We start from the raw sequence: 20,567 nt of genomic DNA, 5'->3' as shown, positions 1-20,567 counted from the left end.
GCCATCCGCTTACCGGACATTCATCGGCGGTGGCGTACTGCCGATGGCGTGCCACTCAGGAACATACATCGATTCCACCTGCGGCGGTGGCATCCGGTAAGTGCCTGGCGTGACGGCCCGCGCCAGATAGATCAGCGTCGCAGGACGATAGCTATCAACGGCCAGCGCGGCGACAAAGCGATCGTCACGGAACTCAATATGCCGGAGGTTAACCTGCTGCATATCCATCATGCTCTCTTTTAACGCATCCGCGCTGTCACCCAGGCTGGCGCTGCTGTCGGCCAGATTCTGATTTTCCAGTTCCAGTCCGGCAGGCAGTAAATCCACCACCAGCGCATCGCTGATGTCGCGTCTGGCTGAAACGGTCAGACGTACCACCAGCAGCTCACCGCTGCGCAGTTGGCTGAGATCGGCAGCTTTGCCGTCGAGGGTGAAGTACTCCCGTTTGATCGCCAGCTGCTGGCTGACCGGCGCTGGCGGGCTCAGCGGATACCCCACCACGTTCAGGTTGCCATACAGGGCCGCCGGGCCCGGATTACTTATCGTCACGCCCTGCGTCAGCTGCTGAGCATCCAGTCCGCTGTTTAACGGCGCATGGCCGGTTACCGGTTGCGGCTTGCCCACGATGTTCGCCTGCCAGCTCTGGCCCTGAGCCGTTTGCAAGGTGCGCGCAGCCAGATAGAGCGCGTTATTCTCCTGCGTCGAGAACCCGCGTTTACCATTAAGCTCTTTCGACAGCGACAGCAGCAGGCTGTTTTGCAGATCCGGTTGCAGCTGGTTTTCCGCTAACAGCGCAATCATCATGCCCTGATCGCGTACCGTGCTGCCGTAGTCCCCAATCCAGCTATCGTCAGGGCGCGTCAGGCTGGCAGCCTGCGCGACCGCCAGCTGCGACCGCTGCGCATCCCCCATCAGCTTCAGCGCCACCCCGAGCTGCATCAGCGCCAGCCCCGATCGGCTCTGATCACGCTTTTCATACAGCGCTCGCAGGGCACCCAGCGGCGCGCGCTGCTGCCGCGCCAGTACCAGGCCGGCGTAGGCCTGCACGCTGAAGCGCAATGCGTCAGGCTGGTTACTGCCGCTGGCAGTGATCTGCGCCGGGTCCTGTAAGTAGCGCAGCAGCCGGGCATTGGCACGGGCGATCAGGTCGTCAGGCAACGCATAACCCGCCTCGCTGGCACGCAGCAGAAAATCGGTCACGTAAGCGGTTAACCAGAACTCCTCTTCGCTCTGTTTACCCCATAAACCGAAGCTGCCGTCCGCGCGCTGCATGCCTGCCAGCCGGGCGATGCCGGTATCCACCGCCGCCCGCCGCGCCTCATCAGTGCTGGTTTTAATTCCCATCGCACTGAGCTGCGCCTGGCTGGTGTAGAGCGAAGGCCACAGGCCGCTGGCGGTCTGCTCCAGACAACCGTAAGGATAGGCATACAGCGCGCTGATATAGCTGGCGAGATTTAACGGCGGCCGATTACTCAGCGTCAGTTGCCCGGTCAGCGTCTGGCTGTCGAGACCGGTAAACGCCGCGGCCGCCACCTGCCACGGCCGATCGGGGGTAATCACCGCATCAAAATTGAGGGTCTGGGCAGGATAAGGCGGCCTGACGCCGATCTTCCACTGCTGTTTGCTGGGCCGTAGCTGCTCGCCAGGCAGATTCAGTCCGCTGATCTGCACCGCGACCTCACCGTCGCCAAAACCGTTTTTCGCCGTCACCGGTATCTGCAGGGTAGTGCGAGCGCCTTTTGCCAGACTGATAGTCTGACTGGCGGCCCCCGTCAGTCCGATCAGGCCACTGGCTGCCACATCCACTTTCAGAGTCTGTGGCAGATCGGTCAGGTTGGTAACGTCCAGCGCCAGGGAGGCCTGGTCGCCGCTGGCAAGAAAGCGCGGTGTCGCCAGTTCACTGACCAGCGGCGCTGCCACCACCACTTTGCGCTCTGCAACGCCGAAGCTGTCGTCACTCCAGGCCTGCGCCATCAGTCGCAGCTCACCGTTAAACGCCGGGATCGGCAGCGTAAGGGTACCTTTGCCCTCTTTATCCAGCGTCACAACCTGTAATTGCTGCGCCACAATATTGACGTGGGTAAGCGGCTTTTTACCGCCGCGTGTATTGGAAGGATCTTCGCCATCACCGCCAAAGCGCAGCGTCGCCAGTCGCCCCCCGCCCTCAATCAGCTGGCCGAACACGTCATACTGATCGACGTTATAGCGTTTACGACCGAAAAACGCCTGCCACGGGTCGGGCGTCTGGTAATCGGTCACGCTCAACACGCCACTGTCGACCGCCGACAGCAGCACCTGCACCTTCTCAGGCAGGGGGCCGCCATCGCGGCTGGCCTGCACTTTCACCGTCAGGTTCTGCTCAGGCCGGAGGGTGGCGGGCGTATCCAGCGTCAGATTGAGTCGCCGCGCCTCGGTCGCCATTGGCAGATGCAGCAGTCCGACCGCGCGTTTTGGCGTCGCCCCGCTGACCTTATCGCCGTCGCGCACCACGATGGCACTAAAGTAGAGATCGTGACGCTGCCAGCTGTCGGCAATCGGCACGTCAACCTGGGTGCCACCCTGTGGCACGGTTAACGGCTGCCACCACAGCGTACCGCTGCTCGACTCCACCATCAGATAGCCTTTACCGGCTGTCGGAGACTCCACCTGCAGATGCACCGTTTCGCCAGGCTGATACGCCGCTTTATCCAGCTTCAGTTTTACCTGATCCGGGCGCAGTGCCCCGGTGCCATTGGTATTATCCTGCCAGTCATAACCCGCCTGAAAACGTACGCTGCTGACGATCTTTTCGCCCGCCTGCACCTCAAGCCGGTAACTGCCCCACTCGACCGGGAAGCCCACCTTGCTGCTGCCGCCCGCCGGCAGAGTGATCACGCGTTCATCTTCCTGCAGGTCTTTGGCATCGTAACGCGACTGCCAGCCTTCGCTGTCAGAAAAGCTCCAGTAGTAATCGCGCCGTTCGCGGATTAATCGCACCACCAGTTTGTCAGCCGCCAGCTTTACGCCCTGGCTGTTGGCATAAACGAGGTCAAACTCTGCCAGGCTGTTTTCCGGCACGGTAGGCTCGTCGTGATAGCTGTCACTGCGGTAGTCATACACCGCTTTACTGGCAAACAGCGGACGAATACCGGGCAGTGCCTCGGCTGGCCAGATGGCGGTCGTGGCACGGCGGGTAACCGGCCGCCCACCGGTTTCCAGCAGGCTGGCCTGCAGAATCAGATTGAGCGGTGAATGCAATTGATCCCACTGATTATCGACCGTGAGCCGGGCCTTGCCGTTGGCATCCAGCTTCAGATCGACTTCATCCAGCGTGCGCCTGAGGCCCTGCTCAGTGATATCACCAAACTGGTAACCCGGCAGAGCAGCGACCGCCTCCCGCGCCGGGCGCAGATAAAGCTCACCCTGCAACGCGTTACCGGCTGCCGGGGTGCCATACAGGTAGCGGCCCTCAATATCGAAGGCGATATCAGCATCGGCAGGTTGCGGCTGAGGATCGGTTTTCAGGGTCAACGCCATGCGTTCCGGCAGAAAATCCTCGACGTGGAACGTCCATTGCCGCTTCAGGTTGTCACCGGTATTCAGCCGCAGCTGCCAGTCACCGGTCATCGACACGTCGGGCAGCGTGAACCGCTGCTGATAAAAACCGTCCTGCGGCTGCCAGACAAAGGTACGCATCACCTGACCATCGGGCTGGACCAGCTCGGCTTTCACCGGCTGGGCCGGCAGCGGTTTGCCGTCGGCATCCCGTAATAGCGCATTGACGATCACCGTTTCGCCCGGGCGATAGATATTCCGTGGACCAAACACAAACAGCTGTTTGTCATAGCCCTGCGGCCCGGTCACCGGAAACTCGGCCAGATCCAGTGCCGGACGCGCCAGATCGATCAGCGAGGTCTGCTCGCCCTGCATCGCCAGCAGTAACCGGCCCTTCTCATCCGCCTTCAGACGCAGGTGCCCGTTGCTGTCGCTGGTGCCGCTTTGCAGTACCTGGCCTTTTTCGTTCAGCAGCCTGACGCTGACGTCAGCAAGCGGCTTGCCGTTTTCCAGGCTCTGGGCGAACAGTTCAAGCTGCGTGGGAAAGCGATGCAGTGACAGTCCAATATCGCTCAGGGTAAACAGCGTGGCAGGCATGCTGTAGTGATAGGTGCCCGCCTGTTTCATCACCGCCAGATAGACGCCCGGCTGCTGCAGCGGGGTAATATCCTGTAGCGGCAACTGCAGCTTTTCACGGGTATTACGTGCCGGGTTGAGTTCAAAACGTCCGCTATAAACCAGCTGACTGCTTTTCAGTAACGACTGAGATTGCCAGCTTGAGAGGTTATTGCCGTCATTCCATTCGGCAAGAAACGCCGCCAGACCGGCATTTTTTATCCGGAAAAAATCCACATCCACCTGGTCGATATTCAGCGCCAGCACCGGTAATCCCTGAGTGAGACGCAGCGGCAGCAGCGAGCCACGGCTGGCAAAACCGACCATCGGTTCGATATCACGGGTAGTGATTTTTTTGCTGAAGCCGGCCGCCAGCGTCTCTCCGCTGGCCGCACGCAATCCCGCTTCTACCGTAACGGTAAACCGACGCGACGGCTGGGGATGGCGAAAGCGCAGCGCTTTGCGGTTGTCAGACAGCTCCCAGCCACCGTCAACCTGACCCAGTTTATCGTCGGTCAGCCTGACTTTTTGCGTCAGATCCTGTTTATCATCCAGCGGCTGATTAAAGGTTAAGACCAGCGCGGCGGCGCCATCAAGCTGAAGCTCAGAGAGGTCGAGGAGAGTCAGCGGTTTGCTGACCTGCGTGGCAGTCGTTTCCGCTGCGCTGACAGTGAAAACCGGCACGGCTGCCGTCGCCAGCAGCGAGCCGCCGATCAGCAGGCCGATCAGCAGTCGGTTAATGCGTTTTTTCATGGTAAATCCTTCACCGGGCCCCAGGGGAGTTGTTTTATAACGCTGCGCAATTTCATCTCAATGCTCGCATTTAATCAACGCTTCTCTTGAGATGGCGCCCGCATTGCCCGACACTGACAGCACAGATAACTGAGATGAGGTTGTTATGACGACGCCACTGTTTGTGTCCGCCGACTGGTTACAGGAACACTATCATGATGAGAACCTGCAGGTGCTGGATAGCCGGATGCTGCCGCCTGGTCAGGAAGCGGTCCGGGATGTGAATGCCGAATATCTGGCTGGCCATCTGCCTGATGCACCGTTTTTCAATATTGAAGAACTGTCGGATCACACCAGCCCTTACCCGCACATGCTGTCGCGCCCCGAGCGTTTTGCCGTGGCGATGCGTGAACTGGGTATCAGCAGCGACAAACATCTGGTGGTCTATGACGAGGGGAATCTGTTCTCGGCCCCACGCGCCTGGTGGATGCTGCGCCTGTATGGCGCTGCCCAGGTGTCGATTCTGGCTGGCGGCCTGCAGGGCTGGAAAGCGGCAGGTTTTGCCCTTGAGAGCGGCCCGGTGTCACTGGCGGAAGGTGAGTTTGAGGCCAGCTATGATGAAAGCCAGGTCCGTCGGCTCAATGACGTGCTGCTGATCAGTCATGAAGGCGGCGCACAGCTGGTGGATGCGCGCGCGGCAAACCGTTTTAACGCCGAAGTGGATGAACCGCGTCCCGGTCTGCTGCGCGGCCACGTTCCAAATAGCCTGAACGTGCCATGGAATAGCCTGGTGGTGAATGGCGAACTGAAACCGCTGGCTGAACTGCGCGATCTGTTTGCCCGTGCCGGGGTTGAACTGGACAAACCGGTGGTGGCCAGCTGTGGTTCGGGCGTTACGGCAGCCGTGGTGATTCTGGCGCTGACCGCGCTGGGCGCACGTCAGACCGCCATCTACGACGGTTCGTGGAGCGAATGGGGTAGCCGCGACGATCTGCCGATTGCGAAATAAAAAAAAGAGCGGCCACTGCGCCGCTCTTTTTTCATCAGATGATGCGTTCGCTGCCTTTGAAGTCGCGCAGGAAACTGCCCCAGCGACGTTCATAGAACGGGGTAATATGTGCGGTGAAGAAATGGCTGATGCCACGATCCTCCACCGTCACTTCGCATAAGTCGACCGGCGCATCGTCCGGCAGCGTATCCATCGCCACGCTGCCCGCCGCCTGAATAATCGCTTCAATATCGCTGTCCGCTTCAATACCAATCAGCAGATTCGGCGCTTCATCGGCCCGTTCACGGATGCTGGCGATAAACGCGCGGCGCACCTGTTTATATTTGCTGAATAGCTGGGTCAGCGAATCAACCATCTGCGCTGGCGGTTCCGCCACTTCAGATAACAGCAGCGACTGCCCGCCTTCCAGCACCGTTTGCTGACTCAGGGCGCTGCCCTCTTCCGCCAGCAGATGAGTGATTTCGGCAGGCGAGAACTCTTTGCCGGTCGGTAATTTAGGATTGAGAAACAGCGTTTCGCCGCGGGTCATTTCAAACAGCGTGCGCACCGGCAGACGCAGATAAGCCTGCTCGCTGCTGACCGCGTCACTCATCGCCTGTTCTGAACTGAAAAACGGAATGATGCTGCTGCCATCCTCTTTTTCCCAGTGCTGCAGATCCACCGGCGTACTGGCATCGAGTTGCTGTGCCGTGCTTTCGCCCGGCACCCAGACGTCTGATTCCAGCAGCAGTTGAAAAAATTCGGGCCGGTGAGCGGGCTCGGTAGCGGCCAGCTTCAGCACCTCTTCAAGACGGTTCATATTCACTCTCTAAATACGCGGCAGCACCCGCCACCGCTGAATAGCACTTATTTCAGTAACAGGTTAGCCAGCGTCCGCACGCCGAGGCCGGTAGCACCGGCAGCCCACTGATCGACCGCGCTTTTGCGGTAGGTCGCAGAACAGTCGATATGCAGCCAGCCCTGCTGGTAGTTGCTGACGAAATAAGAGAGGAACGCCGCCGCGCTGCTGGCACCGGCCGCATGCGCCGGACTGGCAATGTTATTGAGATCGGCAAAGTTAGACGGCAGATGGCTGCGATGGAACTCGGCCAGCGGCAGACGCCAGAACGGCTCGTTCTCGCTGACTGCGCTGCCCATCAGCGACTGCGCCAGTACCTCATCAAAGGTGAACAGTGCGTGGTAATCATTGCCCAGCGCGGTTTTGGCTGCGCCGGTCAGGGTGGCAGCATCGATCAGCAGCGTCGGTTGCTGCTCGCTGGCGTCGATTAAGCCATCAGCCAGCACCAGTCGACCTTCGGCGTCGGTGTTCATCACTTCCACCGATTTGCCATTGCGATAGCGAATGATATCGCCCAGTTTAAAGGCGTTGCTGCTGACCATATTGTCGGCGCAGCAGAGGTAAAGCTTCACGCGTTTGTTGAGACCGCGGGCAATCGCCATCGCCAGCGCGCCCGTCACGGTGGCCGCGCCGCCCATGTCAGACTTCATTGAGTCCATGAAGCTGCTCTGCTTCATGCTGTAGCCGCCGGTGTCGAAGGTAATGCCTTTGCCGACCAGACAGGCGTACACCGGCGCGTTGTCGTCACCGGTCGGATTGAAGTCGAGCGCCAGCAGCACCGGCGGACGGCTGGAGCCGCGTCCTACCGTATGCAGGCCCATGTAGCCCTGCACCCGCAGATCGTCACCTTTGGTGATGCGATAGCTGACGGCACTGCCGCCCACTTCACTGATCAGATCGATGGCGGTGTGCGCCAGCTGCTCCGGTCCCAGCTCTTCGGCTGGCAGGTTGATGGTGTTGCGTACCCAGTCGATAATTTTCAGCCGGCGATCAAATTCTGCCTGCTCGTGCTCGCCCAGCGTCGGCCAGTCAACCTGACGCTGCCCTTTCGGACCGCGGTAGCCCTGCCAGAACGCCCAGCATTGTTCAAGGTGCCAGCCTTCGCCGGTCAGCGCCACATGGCGGATCCCCTGGCTATCCAGTTTGCGACCGGCACGCTGAATGGTCATCAGCGCATCCGCGCCGGTCAGGTGCAGCGTCATGCCGCTGTCGGTGCTGCTCAGAATGGCTTTTTCGCCCCAGCGCGCATCGGCGGGCTGGCTGCTAAGAGTGATGTTCATCGGTTGTGTGGTCATCGCGAAGCTCCATAGACGTTATTCGTTTCATCCAGCCTGATTGTTAAAGTGGCTTTAATAAGATGTTAAATACAATGCGTGGACAGACCTGATAACAGATTCTTTCAGAGGATGCCAGCCTTGCGCATATTATGGCGCGGTTTCCAGAATCTGGCCGGGTATCCGGCCGATTACATTAAGGCACGCAGACGCGTCACTGATTTCTGCACCAGCGCGATGGCGTAATCGATCTCTTCTTCGGTGGTAAAGCGACCAAGCGAAAATCGCAGCGAACTGTGCGCCAGCTCTTCGCCGACACCCAAAGCCCGCAGGACATAGGAGGGCTCCAGACTGGCAGAGGTACAGGCAGAACCGGAGGAGAGCGCCAGGTCTTTTAGCGCCATGATCAGCGATTCGCCCTCAACGTTGGCAAAACTGAGGTTAAGAATGTTAGCGGCGCTGTGTTGCAGGTCACCGTTCAGCGTGACGTCCGGCAGCGTACTGATGCCGTGCCACAGCCGGTCGCGCAAACGTTGCAGGCGCGCCATCTCGGTCTCACGCTCTTCCGCCGCAATGCGATAGGCCTCGCCCATCCCGACAATCTGGTGAACCGGCAGCGTGCCGGAACGCATGCCACGCTCGTGTCCACCGCCATGGATCTGGGCAGCGATCAGCACCCGTGGTTTACGACGGACATAGAGTGCGCCGATCCCTTTCGGGCCATAGAGTTTGTGGGCGGAAAATGACATCAAATCGACCGGCAACACGCTGAGATCGATCGGCAGTTTGCCAACGCTCTGGGTCGCATCAACGTGAAACAGAATGTCGCGTTCACGGCACAGCTCACCAAACGCAGCAATATTCTGAATCACGCCGATTTCATTATTGACGTGCATGATCGAGACTAAAATGGTGTCGTCGCGCAGGGCGTCACGCAGCATTTCAGGGCTGATAATGCCGTTGGCGGGCGGTTTCAGGTAGGTGACATCAAAGCCTTCACGCTCCAGCTGCTGGCAACTGTCGAGTACCGCTTTGTGTTCAGTCTGGCTGGTAATGATATGTTTGCCGCGCGCCTGATGGGCGTGGGCTGCGCCTTTAATCGCAAGATTGTCAGATTCGGTGGCGCCAGAGGTAAACACGATTTCACGCGGATCGGCATTAACCAGTTCGGCCACCTGATTGCGCGCCACATCGACCGCTTCTTCAGATTGCCAGCCAAAACGGTGAGAACGGGAGGCCGGATTACCGAACGTGCCATCCAGCGTCAGAAACTGCATCATTTTGCTGGCTACACGCGGATCGGCCGGCGTGGTGGCGGCATAATCCAGGTAAATCGGTAATTTCATTGCGCTACAGCTCCGTATAAAAAATCATACGTCTTTATAGCAGATTCGGCCCTGCCCGCGTTAGCAGTTAGGGCCGCAACAGTGGGGATTACGAGGCGCGCAGATTGACGTTGATTTCCTGAGCGCGTGGGCTCTGGAAGCGACGATTGTCATTGGCGTTCTGACGATCGGCCACGTCGAGGATCTCCTGATTATTCACCAGCTCAGCCAGCGTAATATTGTTCAGGAAGTCACTGATGCGCACGCTCAGATCGCGCCACAGAACGTGAGTCAGGCAGCGCTCGCCGCCCTGGCAGCCTTCTTTACCCTGGCATTTGGTGGCGTCAACTGACTCATCGACTGCGGTGATCACTTCACCGACCGCGATAGCATTCGACTCTTTACCCAACAGATAACCGCCGCCCGGCCCCCGTACGCTGGCAACTAAGCCATTTTTACGCAGGCGGGAGAACAACTGCTCGAGATACGACAGCGAGATGCCCTGACGCTCGGAAATGTCAGCCAGCGGAACCGGGCCTTCATGGGAGTGAAGGGCAACGTCCAGCATAGCAGTTACGGCATAACGTCCTTTGGATGTCAGTCTCATAGCGTACGACCTCAATAGCGTCCGGTTATCGGAGGATTAGCAAAAGATGTCGGCAAGTCTGACATTCCCGAGTAATTTGGTCAACTATTTAACCAGGTAAAACACTCAAGTATTTAACCTGGTAATTTACTCAACTATTATCGTCTTCTTTCTTCTCGTTTTTTCGCTTTTCAAACGATGAAAGCATGCCGCGCAGAATGTTGAGTTCATCACGTTCCGGCCGGGCACGGGTATAAAGACGACGCAGTTTACTCATCACCTGGCCCGGGTTAGCTTCTCGGATAAAGCCGCTGTTCAGCATCATCTGTTCCATATGCTGATAGAAGCGCTCAAGGTCATCCACCAGCGGATAAGGCGACTCAGCATACTGCGGCTGCGGGCTGGCTTGTTCCTGCGCCTGCAGCCACGCCATCCGCACTTCATAGGCGATGATCTGCACCGCCATCGCCAGGTTCAGCGAGCTGTATTCCGGGTTGGCCTGAATCGCGACGTGATAATGACACTTCTGTAATTCTTCATTGGTCAGGCCGACGCGCTCACGACCAAACACCAGCGCCACCGGCGCCTGCTGCCCCTCTTCCACGCTTTTCACGCCACATTCGCGGGCATCAAGCATCGGCCACGGCAGTGAACGGGAACGTGCGCTGGTGCCAACCACTAAACTGCAGCCGGCGATAGCTTCGTCCAGCGAGTCGACGATTTTAGCGTCGCCAATCACATCACTGGCCCCGGCGGCGAGAGAAATCGCCTGTGAATCGGGTTTGACCAGCGGGTTAACCAGATAAAGGTTGGTCAGGCCCATGGTTTTCATGGCGCGGGCGACGGAGCCCATGTTGCCGGTGTGAGAGGTTTCAACCAGCACGATACGGATATTTTGCAGCATTATTGAGGAGTCTCAGCAGCGGGTCAGTAAAATCAGTAGCGCGAATGCTAACATAAAGCAGGACATTTACCGAACACGCTGCTATACTCCGCGCCGTTTTCCCCGTTCTTTAACATCCAGCGAGAGATACCGATGCATCCAATGCTCAACATTGCCGTGCGCGCAGCGCGCAAGGCCGGAAATTTAATTGCCAAGAATTATGAAACCCCGGACGCCGTCGAAGCCAGCCAGAAAGGCAGCAACGACTTCGTAACGAATGTTGATCGCGAAGCAGAACGCCTGATTATCGAAGTGATTCGTAAATCTTACCCGAAACATACCATCATCACCGAAGAAAGCGGTGAACTGGCGGGTGAGGATCAGGACATTCAATGGGTTATCGATCCGCTGGATGGCACCACCAACTTCATCAAACGTCTGCCCCACTTTGCTGTTTCCATCGCCGTGCGCATTAAAGGCCGCACTGAAGTCGCGGTGGTCTACGACCCAATGCGTAATGAACTGTTCAGCGCCGTACGCGGCCAGGGCGCCCAGCTTAATGGATACCGCCTGCGCGGCAGCATCGCTCGCGACCTGGATGGCACCATTCTGGCAACCGGCTTCCCGTTCAAGCTGAAACAGCACGCCCCCGCCTATATGAACATCCTGACCAAACTGTTTACCCAGTGCGCCGACTTCCGCCGCACCGGCTCAGCAGCGCTGGATCTGGCTTATGTCGCAGCCGGTCGCGTTGATGGTTATTTTGAGATTGGCCTGAAGCCATGGGATTTCGCGGCGGGTGAACTGCTGGTACGTGAAGCGGGTGGCCTGGTCACTGACTTCACCGGTAACCACGGTTATCTGCATTCCGGTAATATCGTTGCCGGTAACCCACGCGTGGTGAAAGCCATGCTGTCAAACATGCGTGAAGAGCTGAGCGAAGCGTTAAAACGCTAAGTAATAGCACAGAAAAAGGCGGCTTCTCAGCCGCCTTTTTTATTGCCTGTTTTTCGCGTCGATTAACGACGTTCGTGTGACAGAACCTGACGAGGCTGAGTACGACGACCCACCATCCCCATCACACCGGCCAGCACCGCTTCGATAATCAACAGAATCAGCGCATACCAGCTGGCTTTCGCCGTGGCTGCTGCTGCTTTATCTGCGGCTTCACGTGCCTTCTGCTCGGCCTGCTGTTTCAGTTCCTGATATTTCTGCATCGCCTGCTGATAGCTCTGCTCTGCTTTAGCGACGATCTGATCGACTTCCTGATCGCTTTTACCGGTACGCGCTTTGATAATATTTTTCAGCGCATCACGATCGGCGGCCTGTAATGTATCTGAATGACGATTCATCACGCCTTTTAACCAGTTAGACAGATCGGTATCCGCCGTCTGTGGATGGCTGGCAGTGTTGTTAGCCTGATTCTCCGCGTTCTGCGCTTCGTTATTTGCATCCTGCTTTAAATTCTCCGGCTGTAATTCCGGCTTACCGGTCTGGCGCAGCGTAGTTTCCAGTTCGTTCTGCAGGTCATCTAAATTAATATTATTTTCCTGCAGCTTATCTTTCGCCATTTGAGTGACCGATGGCGCAGCGGCGGAAATACCGCTACCTAATGCCTGGAAACCGGAACCGACAATATTCATTGCCCCGCCCAATACACTGCTCGCCAGCGCAATCGCCAGGTAAATAGTGAAAATTGTGCTAAGGCCAAACATCAGTAAACCGTGCAGCGCGCCTTCGCGCTGTGCCAGGCGGCCCGCCACGTAGCTACCGGCCGCCATCGCCACCAGCATTTCAATTGCGGTCCAGACCAGTGCGCCGGTACCCAGACCGTCTAATGGGTTCTGTTCCTTCATCGGATCAACGCTGGTCGCGCCAATTGCCGTTCCCAGCAGCGTCAATATGATGTGAACGATCAGCGCGCAAATTACCCCAGCAAAGACGGCGCTCCAGGAAATACGCTTAAGCGGCAATCCCGCTGGCCCGGTCGCCAGCGTTTCGGTATAGCCATTATTAATACGGGTATCAGCCATGAAATATTCTCCTCGCAACAAACAGAAAGGTGCTTTGGTTTTAATCATCCCGGCAGAGAATGCCGTTTTGGTATTAACAGCATAGACAGTGAATAGTCATTTCACCACCATCGCCAGGCGAGAAAAAAATAAAGATGTGAATTTACATAAATTAGCGAGATACGCTACGCAGCGGTAATTTAATTCCCGCTGCGCTTGTTGAGATTCAGAAGGGTCGAATTCCGCCGCTGAAGGCGGGTTGTGCTGACTGCCATAAAGCGATGCCGGCCACAATTAATATCAGGCTGCCGATTAAGGTGAGCATCGGAACCAATAGCTGCGCCAGTTGATTGTGTCGCGGCTGGGCCAGTCGCTGCGCCACTACACGGGCGCGCTGGACCAGCAAACCAATCAGAGAGATGGTCAGTGCGGTGCCGAGCGCCATCGCCGCCGCTGACAGCACGCCCCAGGCATAAACGCCAATCACTTTGGCAAACAGCAGCATCATGATCGCCCCGGAACAGGGCCGCAGCCCCATCGATACCACCACCAGTAGCTGGGTTTTCACACTCACCGCCTCGCGTATCTGTTGCGGCGACGGCAGGTGCGCATGTCCGCAACTACAGTGTGCGTGATGCTGGTGATCGGGACGCAGCGTGCGGAAAGCGAGCGCCGGGCGCGGACGTCGCATCTGCCACAGCGTTCGCAGCGCGCGATAACCGATCCAGGCCCCCAGTCCGCTCACCAGCAGATAGCTGCCCTTTTCCAGCCAGAAGCTGCTGAGATGCAGCTGGCGTGAAGAGGTTTGCAGCAGCACCAGCATCACCGTGACCAGCACGATCGCTACTGAACCCTGCAATAGTGAGGCCAGCAGCGTCAGCTTAATACTGGTTTTAACTCTGGCCGGATGGGTTGCCAGAAAAGTGGTAATCACCACTTTGCCATGGCCCGGTCCCAGCGCATGCAAAATGCCATACAGCAGGCTGAACAGCACCAGTGACAGCCCGGCCTGCTGCGGCTGCTCAGCCACCAGCTGTAACAGCTGAGTCATCTGCCGGTGCAGATCTTTCTGCCAGAGTACGCTTTGCAACAGAATCTGCGACCAGTTGAGCCAGAGTAGCGTGCCGCCGGTCAGCAACAGCGCCGCCAGCAGCCAGAGCGGCCAGAGTCGCGAAGCGCCTGCCGGAGTAGAAATTACTGACATGTGAGAATCACCGTCTGCGCGAACTGCCGACCTAAATCAAGCTCTTCTGCTGGTGCATCAGCCTTATCCAGCGACAGCGCATACTGTTTCAACGAGTCGTTGGGCTTTGGCGTGTTCAGCGTAAACTTACAGCGTTGCTGCAGTGCCGGCGGCAGCGTCAGGGCGCTGGCGTTGTCATAAAACATGTCGACAAAATAGCTGGGATCAAAGGTCAGGATGTCAAACCGCTGCCCGGTCAGTACCGGCGGCTCCGCCAGCGGCAGAATAAACTCCAGCACCGCCTTATGACCGTTACGCGAGAGATGATATTCGTCAGGCAGATTCAAAAATTTCACCCGCTGTTGGTTATGCCAGATTTCTGAGAAGTAGTGCTGGCCCAGCACGTTAGCCATCACACCGGCCGCCAGCTTTTTCCACACCACGCTGCCTGGCTTCGCCTCGCCAGCGTCATACAGCAGATCGGCAGAGGTGATCTCATCCATGGTCCAGGTCATTTTTAAGCCGGTGAAGGTATCCCCCTTCGCCACCAGTTCGGTTTTCATGTCGATGAAACTGTGTGGATGCGCCAGTGCCGCCGGACTTAAGACCATCAGTAATACAAAGCGTGCGCGTTTCATAATGTTATAAAGTAACGTTCCCGATGAAAAGAATCCATAAGTAACAAAATTTTGTGACCCGCCTTAAACCTCTGACTAAAAAAACCGCCTGACAGCTTCCGGGACTGACGGGGTTGGCTATTCTTAGCTCAAATTAGCCTGCTGGAAATCTGATTGATGAGTTCTGCTACCCCTTTGGCACCACTCTTCACCCGTTCACAGCGACAGTGCCATCTTTTATTACTGTTATTTCTGCCGACTCCCGCGCTTACGCTTGAAAAAGTCTGCCAGTTAAATGGCGTTGATCCTGCGGTTGCCCGACAGGATATCGCGGAAGTGGGTGACGAGATACAGCGATATCACCGGCTGGAACTGCACCAGATGGTGGATGGCAGCTTTCGTCTTCATGGTACAGAGTTGGATCGGCGCCTCTGTTTGCTGCACAACCTGCGACGCAGTTTGCGTTTGTCGCAGACCTTTGTCTGTGAGCATTTTGCCGCCCCACTGCGTCAGCGTCTGAAGGTCATGAAGATTGAGAAAGCGCTCTACGATGAGACTAACCTGCAGGCGTTAATTCAGCACTGCGGACTGCGACTGGGTCGCGATTTTAGCGAACGGGATCGGCTGTTTTTACAGATTTTTATGAAGTATGGGCTGTGCCAGCGTCAACCCGCGCTGTTCAGCGATCCGCAGCGCGTCTGGCTGCAACATAAGGCAGAACGCCAGGCGGCTGAGGATGTCATTCATCACTGGCGCAAACGCTGCCATCTGGCACCGCACATCAGCGAAACGGATTTCTGGACGCTGCTGTTCAGCCTGATCCATACCCCGCAGGCCGATCGGGCAAAGCATCCCTGCGAGCAGCGATTAATGGCGGCGACGGTACAGCTGATTGCCGATTTTGAGCAGTGTGCTGCGGTGACCTTTGCTGACCGCGCCGATCTGCTGCAGCAGCTCTATACCCATCTGGCGCAGGCGCTGGATCGCACCCACTTTACCATCGGCATCGACAACAGCGTGGCGCTGGATGTCAGCCGACTCTATCCGCGCCTGTTACGCACCACCCAGCTGGCGCTGCGCGCTTTTGAATATGAATACCAGATCGCTTTTACCCCGGAAGAGGTGAGCCTGATTACGGTGATTTTTGGTGCCTGGCTGATGCAGGAAAATGCGTTGCAGGAGAAGCAGGTGCTGATATTAACCGGCGAAGATCCGCAGCTTGAGCAGGATGTCGAGCAGCAGATCCGTGAAATCACCCTGCTGCCGATCAATATTACCTATCAGCAGGTGAGCAGTTTCCAGCGCGATGGCGCGCCGCGCGAAGTTGACCTGATTATTTCACCGTACGCCACCTCGCTGCCGCTCTACTTACCGCCGCTGATACATGCGGAACTGCCGCTGACGGCGCACCATCAGCAGCGTATCCGTTATTTGCTCGAGTCGTAACGCGGGCGCAGGAACAGCGCAGGCAGCGCAACTAACGCCATCACCCAAAACAGATGCCCCTGCAGATGGGTAAACAGCACGCCGCAAATCATGGTCATCACTGCGATTCCGCCGCCCATTGCCAGCGCGGAATAGAGCGATTGCAACCGGATCACCTCAGCGCCCTGACGGGCAGCAATAAAGCGCATCGCCGCCAGATGGCAGACGGTGAAGCTGCCGCAGTGCAGAATCTGCGCCACAATCAGCAGCGGCAGCGCGGTGCTGGCACCCAGCAGGCTCCAGCGGATCAGTGCGCAGATACCCGATAGCAGCAGCAAATCGCGCGCGCTCCAGCGACGAAACAGGCGATTGCTGAGCGCAAAAATAATAATCTCCGCCACCACGCCCAGCGACCAGAGATAGCCCACCGTTGAGGCCGAATAGCCGCTCTCCTGCCACCAGATAGCACTGAAGCCGTAATAGGCGGCATGCGCCCCCTGCAGCAGCGTCACGCACAGCATAAAACGCCAGACCGCATTCTCACGCAGCAGGTCACGCCAGACCGGCCAGCCACCGCCTGTTGCGCCCTGCCGCTCATTCCCCTGCGGATGGGTGGCTGGGGTGAGCATCATCCCGGCCAGCATGCTGAGCGCCCCCACCGACAGTAACAACAAAATTGCCTGCGAAGAGTAAGCGCTGACCAGCACCCCGGTCAGCGCCGAACTGATCACAAATGCCAGCGATCCCCACAGCCGTACCGGACCGTAAGCCAGGCCAATCTGCTGCGTCCAGGTGGCGGCAAGCGCATCACTGAGCGGCACCAGCGGCGAGAAAAACAGGTTAAAGCCAATCATCACCGCCAGCAGCCACATCCACTGCTGCCCGACCCAGTAGCCAATGGCAAACAGGCAGGTCATCAGCGCCAGCAGGCGAAGTGCGGTAATTAACTGTGCCGGATTTTTTACCTGCGAGGCGATAAGCAGGCTGCCGACAAAGCGCGCCACCATGCCACACCCCAGCAGCAGACCGATTTTTTCCGCATCAAGGCCGGTGCCTTTGAGCCATACGCCCCAGAAAGGCAGGTAGATGCCGTAACAGAAGAAGTAAGTGAAGTAGCCCAATCCGAGCCATCTGGCGGAGCCGATTGCCATATTCCCTCCAGCAAGTGTGCTGCCTGGCAGCAAGAGTCGGCGCTACTCTGGCAGAGCGCCGCACCTCAGGCAATAAAAAAGGATGGCTGATGCCATCCTTTTTATGCGGTTACACAACAAGTTAACGCTTAAGCATAGACCGGCAGACGGCTGCAGATTTCCAGCACTTTCTGTTTGGTGCGCTCAATGGTCGCTTCGTCGTTGATATTATCCAGCACGTCAGCAATCCAGCCCGCCAGTTCACGTACGTCCGCTTCGTTGAAGCCACGACGCGTAACGGCTGGCGTACCGATACGAATACCCGAGGTGACAAACGGGCTCTTCGGATCGTTCGGGACGCTGTTTTTATTTACCGTGATGTTAGCACGGCCCAGCGCCGCATCGGCTTCTTTACCGGTCAGGTTTTTGCTCACCAGATCGATCAGGAACAGATGGTTATGGGTGCCGCCAGAGACGATGTTGTAGCCGCGTGCGATCAGCACCTCGACCATCGCTTTGGCATTTTTCGCGACCTGCTGCTGATAGGTTTTGAATTCCGGCTCCATCGCCTCTCTGAACGCCACCGCTTTACCGGCGATCACGTGCATCAGAGGACCGCCCTGTCCACCCGGGAACACTGCGGAGTTCAGTTTTTTATACAGCTCTTCGTCACCGTTTTTCGCCAGGATGATCCCGCCGCGCGGACCCGCCAGCGTTTTGTGGGTGGTCGAGGTCACGATGTGCGCATGCGGCACCGGGCTTGGGTAGACGTCAGCGGCAATCAGACCGGCAACGTGCGCCATATCAACGAACAGCCATGCGCCCACGCTATCGGCGATTTCACGCATTTTTGCCCAGTCACATACGCCGGAATAGGCAGAGAAACCGCCGACAATCATTTTTGGCTTATGCGTTTTGGCCAGTTCAGCCAGCTCGTCGTAGTCGATCTTGCCGGTTTCATCGATGCCGTAAGCGACTACGTTGTAGAGTTTGCCAGAAAGGTTAACCGGTGAGCCGTGGGTCAGGTGTCCGCCGTGGGCCAGGTTCATGCCAAGGATGGTATCGCCCGGCTGCAGCAGCGCGGTATAAACCGCGAAGTTCGCCTGAGAACCTGAATGTGGCTGCACGTTAGCGTAATCAGCGCCAAACAGCTGTTTAGCGCGGTCAATCGCTAATTGCTCAACGATATCAACATATTCACAACCGCCGTAGTAGCGTTTGCCTGGATAGCCTTCGGCGTATTTGTTGGTGAGCTGCGAACCTTGCGCCTGCATAACGCGCGGGCTGGTGTAGTTTTCAGAAGCAATCAGTTCGATGTGCTCTTCCTGACGCACTTTCTCTTGCTCCATCGCCTGCCACAACTCGGCATCATAATCGGCAATGTTCATATCACGCTTTAACATCCGCATCTCCTGACTCAGCTAACTTTTTTAACGGCAGTTTAAGCCCCACCGGGGCGAAGGCCCACCGGGGCGAAGGCCCACAGTGTAAACCGTTTTATCAGGTGAAGGTAGGGTGAATCCCCTCTTTTTACGCAAACGATTGGCTATGCAGCGGCACGGGATTTTTACGCTTTTTTCTGGTCAGACTGCGCCACGATTTTTCTTCAGGATGTGACGGAGATTTCCTCATCCAGCGGCCATACGCGGCTTGCCAGGCGATCAGAAAGTTAAAGCGGTTATTTACAGCGCAGCCGGCATGGCTATAAGATGTATTTAAAATGCAACTTTACATGTGAGGTTCCTCCTATGCTTGATGCGCAAACCATCGCGACCGTTAAATCGACCCTGCCCGCCATTGCGGCCTGCGGTCCGAAACTCACCGCCCACTTTTATGACCGCATGTTGTCGCACCATCCCGAACTCAAAAACGTCTTCAACATGAATAACCAGCGCAATGGCGATCAGCGTGAAGCGCTGTTTAATGCAATTTGCGCCTACGGTGCCAACCTGGAAAATCTGGCGGTGCTGCTGCCGGCGGTGGAAAAAATTGCCCAGAAGCATACCAGCCTGAATATTCAGCCTGATCAGTACGCCATCGTCGGCGAAAATTTACTGGCAACTATCAAAGAGCTGCTGGATCCGGGTGAAGAGGTGCTGGCGGCCTGGGGCCGGGCTTACGGCGTGCTGGCAGAGGTGTTTATCCAGCGTGAAGAGCAGATTTATCAGGCCTCGGAACAGCAAACGGGCGGCTGGCGGGGGACCCGCGCCTTCCGCATCAGCGCGATTGAGCAACAGAGCGCGGTAATCAAAAGCTTCACTTTTACGCCGGTCGATGGCGGACCGGTGGCCGCGTTTGAGCCGGGCCAGTACCTGACGGTGCACCTGCAGCCCGCCAGTTTCGAACATCATCAGATTCGCCAGTATTCCCTGACCAACCTGAGTAACGGTAAAGATTACCGCATTGCGGTGAAGCGTGAGGACAAAGGCACGGTTTCTGGCTGGCTGCATCAGTATGGTCAGGTGGGCGATGAAGTGCAGCTGGCTGCGCCGCACGGTGACTTCTTCCTGCAGACTGAGGCTGAAACGCCGGTAGCGCTGATCTCGGCTGGCGTCGGTCAGACCCCGATGCTGGCCATGCTGCATGCGCTGGCCGCGCAGCAGCATCCTGCTGCGGTAAGCTGGCTGCACGCCGCGGAAAATGGCGAGCAGCACGCCTTTGCTGATGAAGTAAAAGCGACCGGCGCACAGCTCAGCGATTTCGTTTCGCAAGTCTGGTATCGTCAGCCTGCCCCGCAGGATGCCGGCGCCTATGATGCGCAGGGCCTGATGGACGTGACGGCGATGGCGGCACGTTTACAGTCACCGCAGACACAGTTCTACCTGTGTGGTCCACTGGGCTTTATGCAGCATGTGGTGGCGCAGCTGCGTGATGCTGGCGTTGAGGACGCGCGCATCCATTACGAACTGTTCGGTCCGCATAAAGGCATGTGATTGCACCATAAAAAAAGCCCGCATCGCAGCGGGCTTTTTTAATCCGGCGAACTCAGATCGCCTCTTCATCCTCTTCGCCCGTACGAATGCGCACCACACGCGCCACGTCAAAGACAAAGATTTTACCGTCACCGATTTTACCGGTCTGCGCAGTGCGCATGATGGTTTCAACACAGGTATCAACGATATCGTCGCCGACCACCATCTCAATTTTTACTTTCGGCAGAAAGTCGACCATATACTCTGCGCCACGATAGAGTTCGGTATGGCCTTTCTGGCGGCCGAACCCTTTCACTTCACTCACGGTCATGCCGGTGATGCCGACTTCAGCTAAGGCTTCACGTACATCATCGAGTTTGAATGGTTTGATAATCGCATCAATCTTTTTCATGTCAGACCCTTTTCTCTCTCCCTCCGTGGTCGGAAGGGTTTATCAAGTATAAATGTTGCTGGCGCGGCCGGGCAGCGAAT

Annotated in this window: 16 protein-coding genes; 4 read left to right on the top strand and 12 right to left on the bottom strand. The window is 57.3% G+C overall.

The features are described from left to right. Positions 1-9: 9 nt before the first annotated feature. Positions 10-4,902, bottom strand: coding sequence for an alpha-2-macroglobulin family protein (locus tag ABIB18_RS18475; protein WP_354475187.1), 4,893 nt, complete (start codon positions 4,900-4,902; stop codon positions 10-12). A 145-nt stretch (positions 4,903-5,047) separates the two neighbouring features. Here ABIB18_RS18475 and sseA point away from each other — a divergent pair, with 145 nt between their 5' ends. After that, positions 5,048-5,890 carry a 3-mercaptopyruvate sulfurtransferase gene (gene sseA, locus ABIB18_RS18470; RefSeq protein ID WP_046288169.1) on the top strand — a complete coding sequence of 281 codons (843 nt, stop codon included), beginning with the start codon at positions 5,048-5,050 and terminating at the stop codon, positions 5,888-5,890. Between the two features lie 34 nt (positions 5,891-5,924). On the opposite strand, the gene sseB is transcribed toward sseA, so the two are convergent. The 5 genes from sseB to trmJ form a co-directional block, all read right to left on the bottom strand. Beyond that, positions 5,925-6,689, bottom strand: coding sequence for an enhanced serine sensitivity protein SseB (sseB, locus tag ABIB18_RS18465; RefSeq protein ID WP_031376253.1), 765 nt, complete (start codon positions 6,687-6,689; stop codon positions 5,925-5,927). A gap of 47 nt (positions 6,690-6,736) precedes the next feature. Continuing rightward, positions 6,737-8,023 (bottom strand): aminopeptidase PepB, encoded by a 1,287-nt coding sequence (pepB, locus tag ABIB18_RS18460; protein ID WP_354475184.1) that lies wholly within the window; start codon positions 8,021-8,023, stop codon positions 6,737-6,739. A gap of 170 nt (positions 8,024-8,193) precedes the next feature. Next, entirely contained in the window at positions 8,194-9,348 is a 1,155-nt protein-coding gene (locus ABIB18_RS18455) for an IscS subfamily cysteine desulfurase (protein ID WP_354475182.1), read from the bottom strand. An 88-nt stretch (positions 9,349-9,436) separates the two neighbouring features. Then, the gene (gene iscR, locus ABIB18_RS18450) at positions 9,437-9,934 is read right to left on the bottom strand and encodes a Fe-S cluster assembly transcriptional regulator IscR (RefSeq protein ID WP_031376256.1); all 498 of its coding nucleotides are present in this window, start codon (positions 9,932-9,934) and stop codon (positions 9,437-9,439) included. A gap of 130 nt (positions 9,935-10,064) precedes the next feature. Continuing rightward, positions 10,065-10,817, bottom strand: a complete 753-nt coding sequence (gene trmJ, locus ABIB18_RS18445) for a tRNA (cytosine(32)/uridine(32)-2'-O)-methyltransferase TrmJ (RefSeq protein ID WP_031376257.1) — start codon at positions 10,815-10,817, stop codon at positions 10,065-10,067. A 132-nt stretch (positions 10,818-10,949) separates the two neighbouring features. Between trmJ and suhB the strand changes: the two genes are divergently transcribed. Beyond that, complete coding sequence (suhB, locus tag ABIB18_RS18440) at positions 10,950-11,753, top strand: inositol-1-monophosphatase (protein WP_031376258.1); 804 nt, start codon at positions 10,950-10,952, stop codon at positions 11,751-11,753. A gap of 62 nt (positions 11,754-11,815) precedes the next feature. On the opposite strand, the gene ABIB18_RS18435 is transcribed toward suhB, so the two are convergent. The 3 genes from ABIB18_RS18435 to ABIB18_RS18425 form a co-directional block, all read right to left on the bottom strand. After that, positions 11,816-12,829 carry a TIGR04086 family membrane protein gene (locus ABIB18_RS18435; RefSeq protein WP_031376259.1) on the bottom strand — a complete coding sequence of 338 codons (1,014 nt, stop codon included), beginning with the start codon at positions 12,827-12,829 and terminating at the stop codon, positions 11,816-11,818. Between the two features lie 205 nt (positions 12,830-13,034). Then, the gene (locus ABIB18_RS18430) at positions 13,035-14,012 is read right to left on the bottom strand and encodes a nickel/cobalt transporter (protein WP_354475179.1); all 978 of its coding nucleotides are present in this window, start codon (positions 14,010-14,012) and stop codon (positions 13,035-13,037) included. Further along, positions 14,003-14,629, bottom strand: coding sequence for a DUF1007 family protein (locus ABIB18_RS18425; RefSeq protein WP_354475177.1), 627 nt, complete (start codon positions 14,627-14,629; stop codon positions 14,003-14,005). The genes ABIB18_RS18430 and ABIB18_RS18425 overlap by 10 nt, the downstream gene beginning before the upstream one ends. A gap of 156 nt (positions 14,630-14,785) precedes the next feature. Between ABIB18_RS18425 and csiE the strand changes: the two genes are divergently transcribed. Further along, positions 14,786-16,054 (top strand): stationary phase inducible protein CsiE, encoded by a 1,269-nt coding sequence (gene csiE / locus ABIB18_RS18420; protein WP_354475175.1) that lies wholly within the window; start codon positions 14,786-14,788, stop codon positions 16,052-16,054. On the opposite strand, the gene ABIB18_RS18415 is transcribed toward csiE, so the two are convergent. Together ABIB18_RS18415 and glyA are read right to left on the bottom strand one after the other, a co-directional pair. Beyond that, positions 16,036-17,184, bottom strand: coding sequence for a 3-phenylpropionate MFS transporter (locus tag ABIB18_RS18415; protein WP_031376263.1), 1,149 nt, complete (start codon positions 17,182-17,184; stop codon positions 16,036-16,038). The genes csiE and ABIB18_RS18415 overlap by 19 nt on opposite strands. A gap of 128 nt (positions 17,185-17,312) precedes the next feature. Then, on the bottom strand, positions 17,313-18,566 hold the full coding sequence (gene glyA, locus ABIB18_RS18410; RefSeq protein WP_354475173.1) for a serine hydroxymethyltransferase: 1,254 nt from the start codon (positions 18,564-18,566) through the stop codon (positions 17,313-17,315). A gap of 345 nt (positions 18,567-18,911) precedes the next feature. Between glyA and hmpA the strand changes: the two genes are divergently transcribed. Beyond that, positions 18,912-20,096, top strand: coding sequence for an NO-inducible flavohemoprotein (hmpA, locus tag ABIB18_RS18405; protein WP_031376265.1), 1,185 nt, complete (start codon positions 18,912-18,914; stop codon positions 20,094-20,096). 52 nt (positions 20,097-20,148) lie between these two features. On the opposite strand, the gene glnB is transcribed toward hmpA, so the two are convergent. Further along, on the bottom strand, positions 20,149-20,487 hold the full coding sequence (glnB, locus tag ABIB18_RS18400) for a nitrogen regulatory protein P-II (RefSeq protein WP_003848647.1): 339 nt from the start codon (positions 20,485-20,487) through the stop codon (positions 20,149-20,151). Positions 20,488-20,567: the final 80 nt, after the last annotated feature.

It is taken from the genome of Pantoea sp. UYEF8 (genome assembly GCF_040546285.1).
In the GTDB taxonomy this organism is placed as follows: domain Bacteria; phylum Pseudomonadota; class Gammaproteobacteria; order Enterobacterales; family Enterobacteriaceae; genus Pantoea; species Pantoea brenneri.
The sequence above is the reverse complement of the archived record's forward strand: the minus strand, read 5'-3'. Positions and strand labels throughout refer to the sequence as shown.

What these genes read in the sequence shown, in the direction of transcription:
- ABIB18_RS18475 (WP_354475187.1), bottom strand. Translation starts at nt 4,902, where the DNA reads ATGAAAAAACGCATTAACCGACTGCTGATCGGCCTGCTGATCGGCGGC.
- sseA (WP_046288169.1), top strand. Translation starts at nt 5,048, where the DNA reads ATGACGACGCCACTGTTTGTGTCCGCCGACTGGTTACAGGAACACTAT.
- sseB (WP_031376253.1), bottom strand. Translation starts at nt 6,689, where the DNA reads ATGAACCGTCTTGAAGAGGTGCTGAAGCTGGCCGCTACCGAGCCCGCT.
- pepB (WP_354475184.1), bottom strand. Translation starts at nt 8,023, where the DNA reads ATGACCACACAACCGATGAACATCACTCTTAGCAGCCAGCCCGCCGAT.
- ABIB18_RS18455 (WP_354475182.1), bottom strand. Translation starts at nt 9,348, where the DNA reads ATGAAATTACCGATTTACCTGGATTATGCCGCCACCACGCCGGCCGAT.
- iscR (WP_031376256.1), bottom strand. Translation starts at nt 9,934, where the DNA reads ATGAGACTGACATCCAAAGGACGTTATGCCGTAACTGCTATGCTGGAC.
- trmJ (WP_031376257.1), bottom strand. Translation starts at nt 10,817, where the DNA reads ATGCTGCAAAATATCCGTATCGTGCTGGTTGAAACCTCTCACACCGGC.
- suhB (WP_031376258.1), top strand. Translation starts at nt 10,950, where the DNA reads ATGCATCCAATGCTCAACATTGCCGTGCGCGCAGCGCGCAAGGCCGGA.
- ABIB18_RS18435 (WP_031376259.1), bottom strand. Translation starts at nt 12,829, where the DNA reads ATGGCTGATACCCGTATTAATAATGGCTATACCGAAACGCTGGCGACC.
- ABIB18_RS18430 (WP_354475179.1), bottom strand. Translation starts at nt 14,012, where the DNA reads ATGTCAGTAATTTCTACTCCGGCAGGCGCTTCGCGACTCTGGCCGCTC.
- ABIB18_RS18425 (WP_354475177.1), bottom strand. Translation starts at nt 14,629, where the DNA reads ATGAAACGCGCACGCTTTGTATTACTGATGGTCTTAAGTCCGGCGGCA.
- csiE (WP_354475175.1), top strand. Translation starts at nt 14,786, where the DNA reads ATGAGTTCTGCTACCCCTTTGGCACCACTCTTCACCCGTTCACAGCGA.
- ABIB18_RS18415 (WP_031376263.1), bottom strand. Translation starts at nt 17,184, where the DNA reads ATGGCAATCGGCTCCGCCAGATGGCTCGGATTGGGCTACTTCACTTAC.
- glyA (WP_354475173.1), bottom strand. Translation starts at nt 18,566, where the DNA reads ATGTTAAAGCGTGATATGAACATTGCCGATTATGATGCCGAGTTGTGG.
- hmpA (WP_031376265.1), top strand. Translation starts at nt 18,912, where the DNA reads ATGCTTGATGCGCAAACCATCGCGACCGTTAAATCGACCCTGCCCGCC.
- glnB (WP_003848647.1), bottom strand. Translation starts at nt 20,487, where the DNA reads ATGAAAAAGATTGATGCGATTATCAAACCATTCAAACTCGATGATGTA.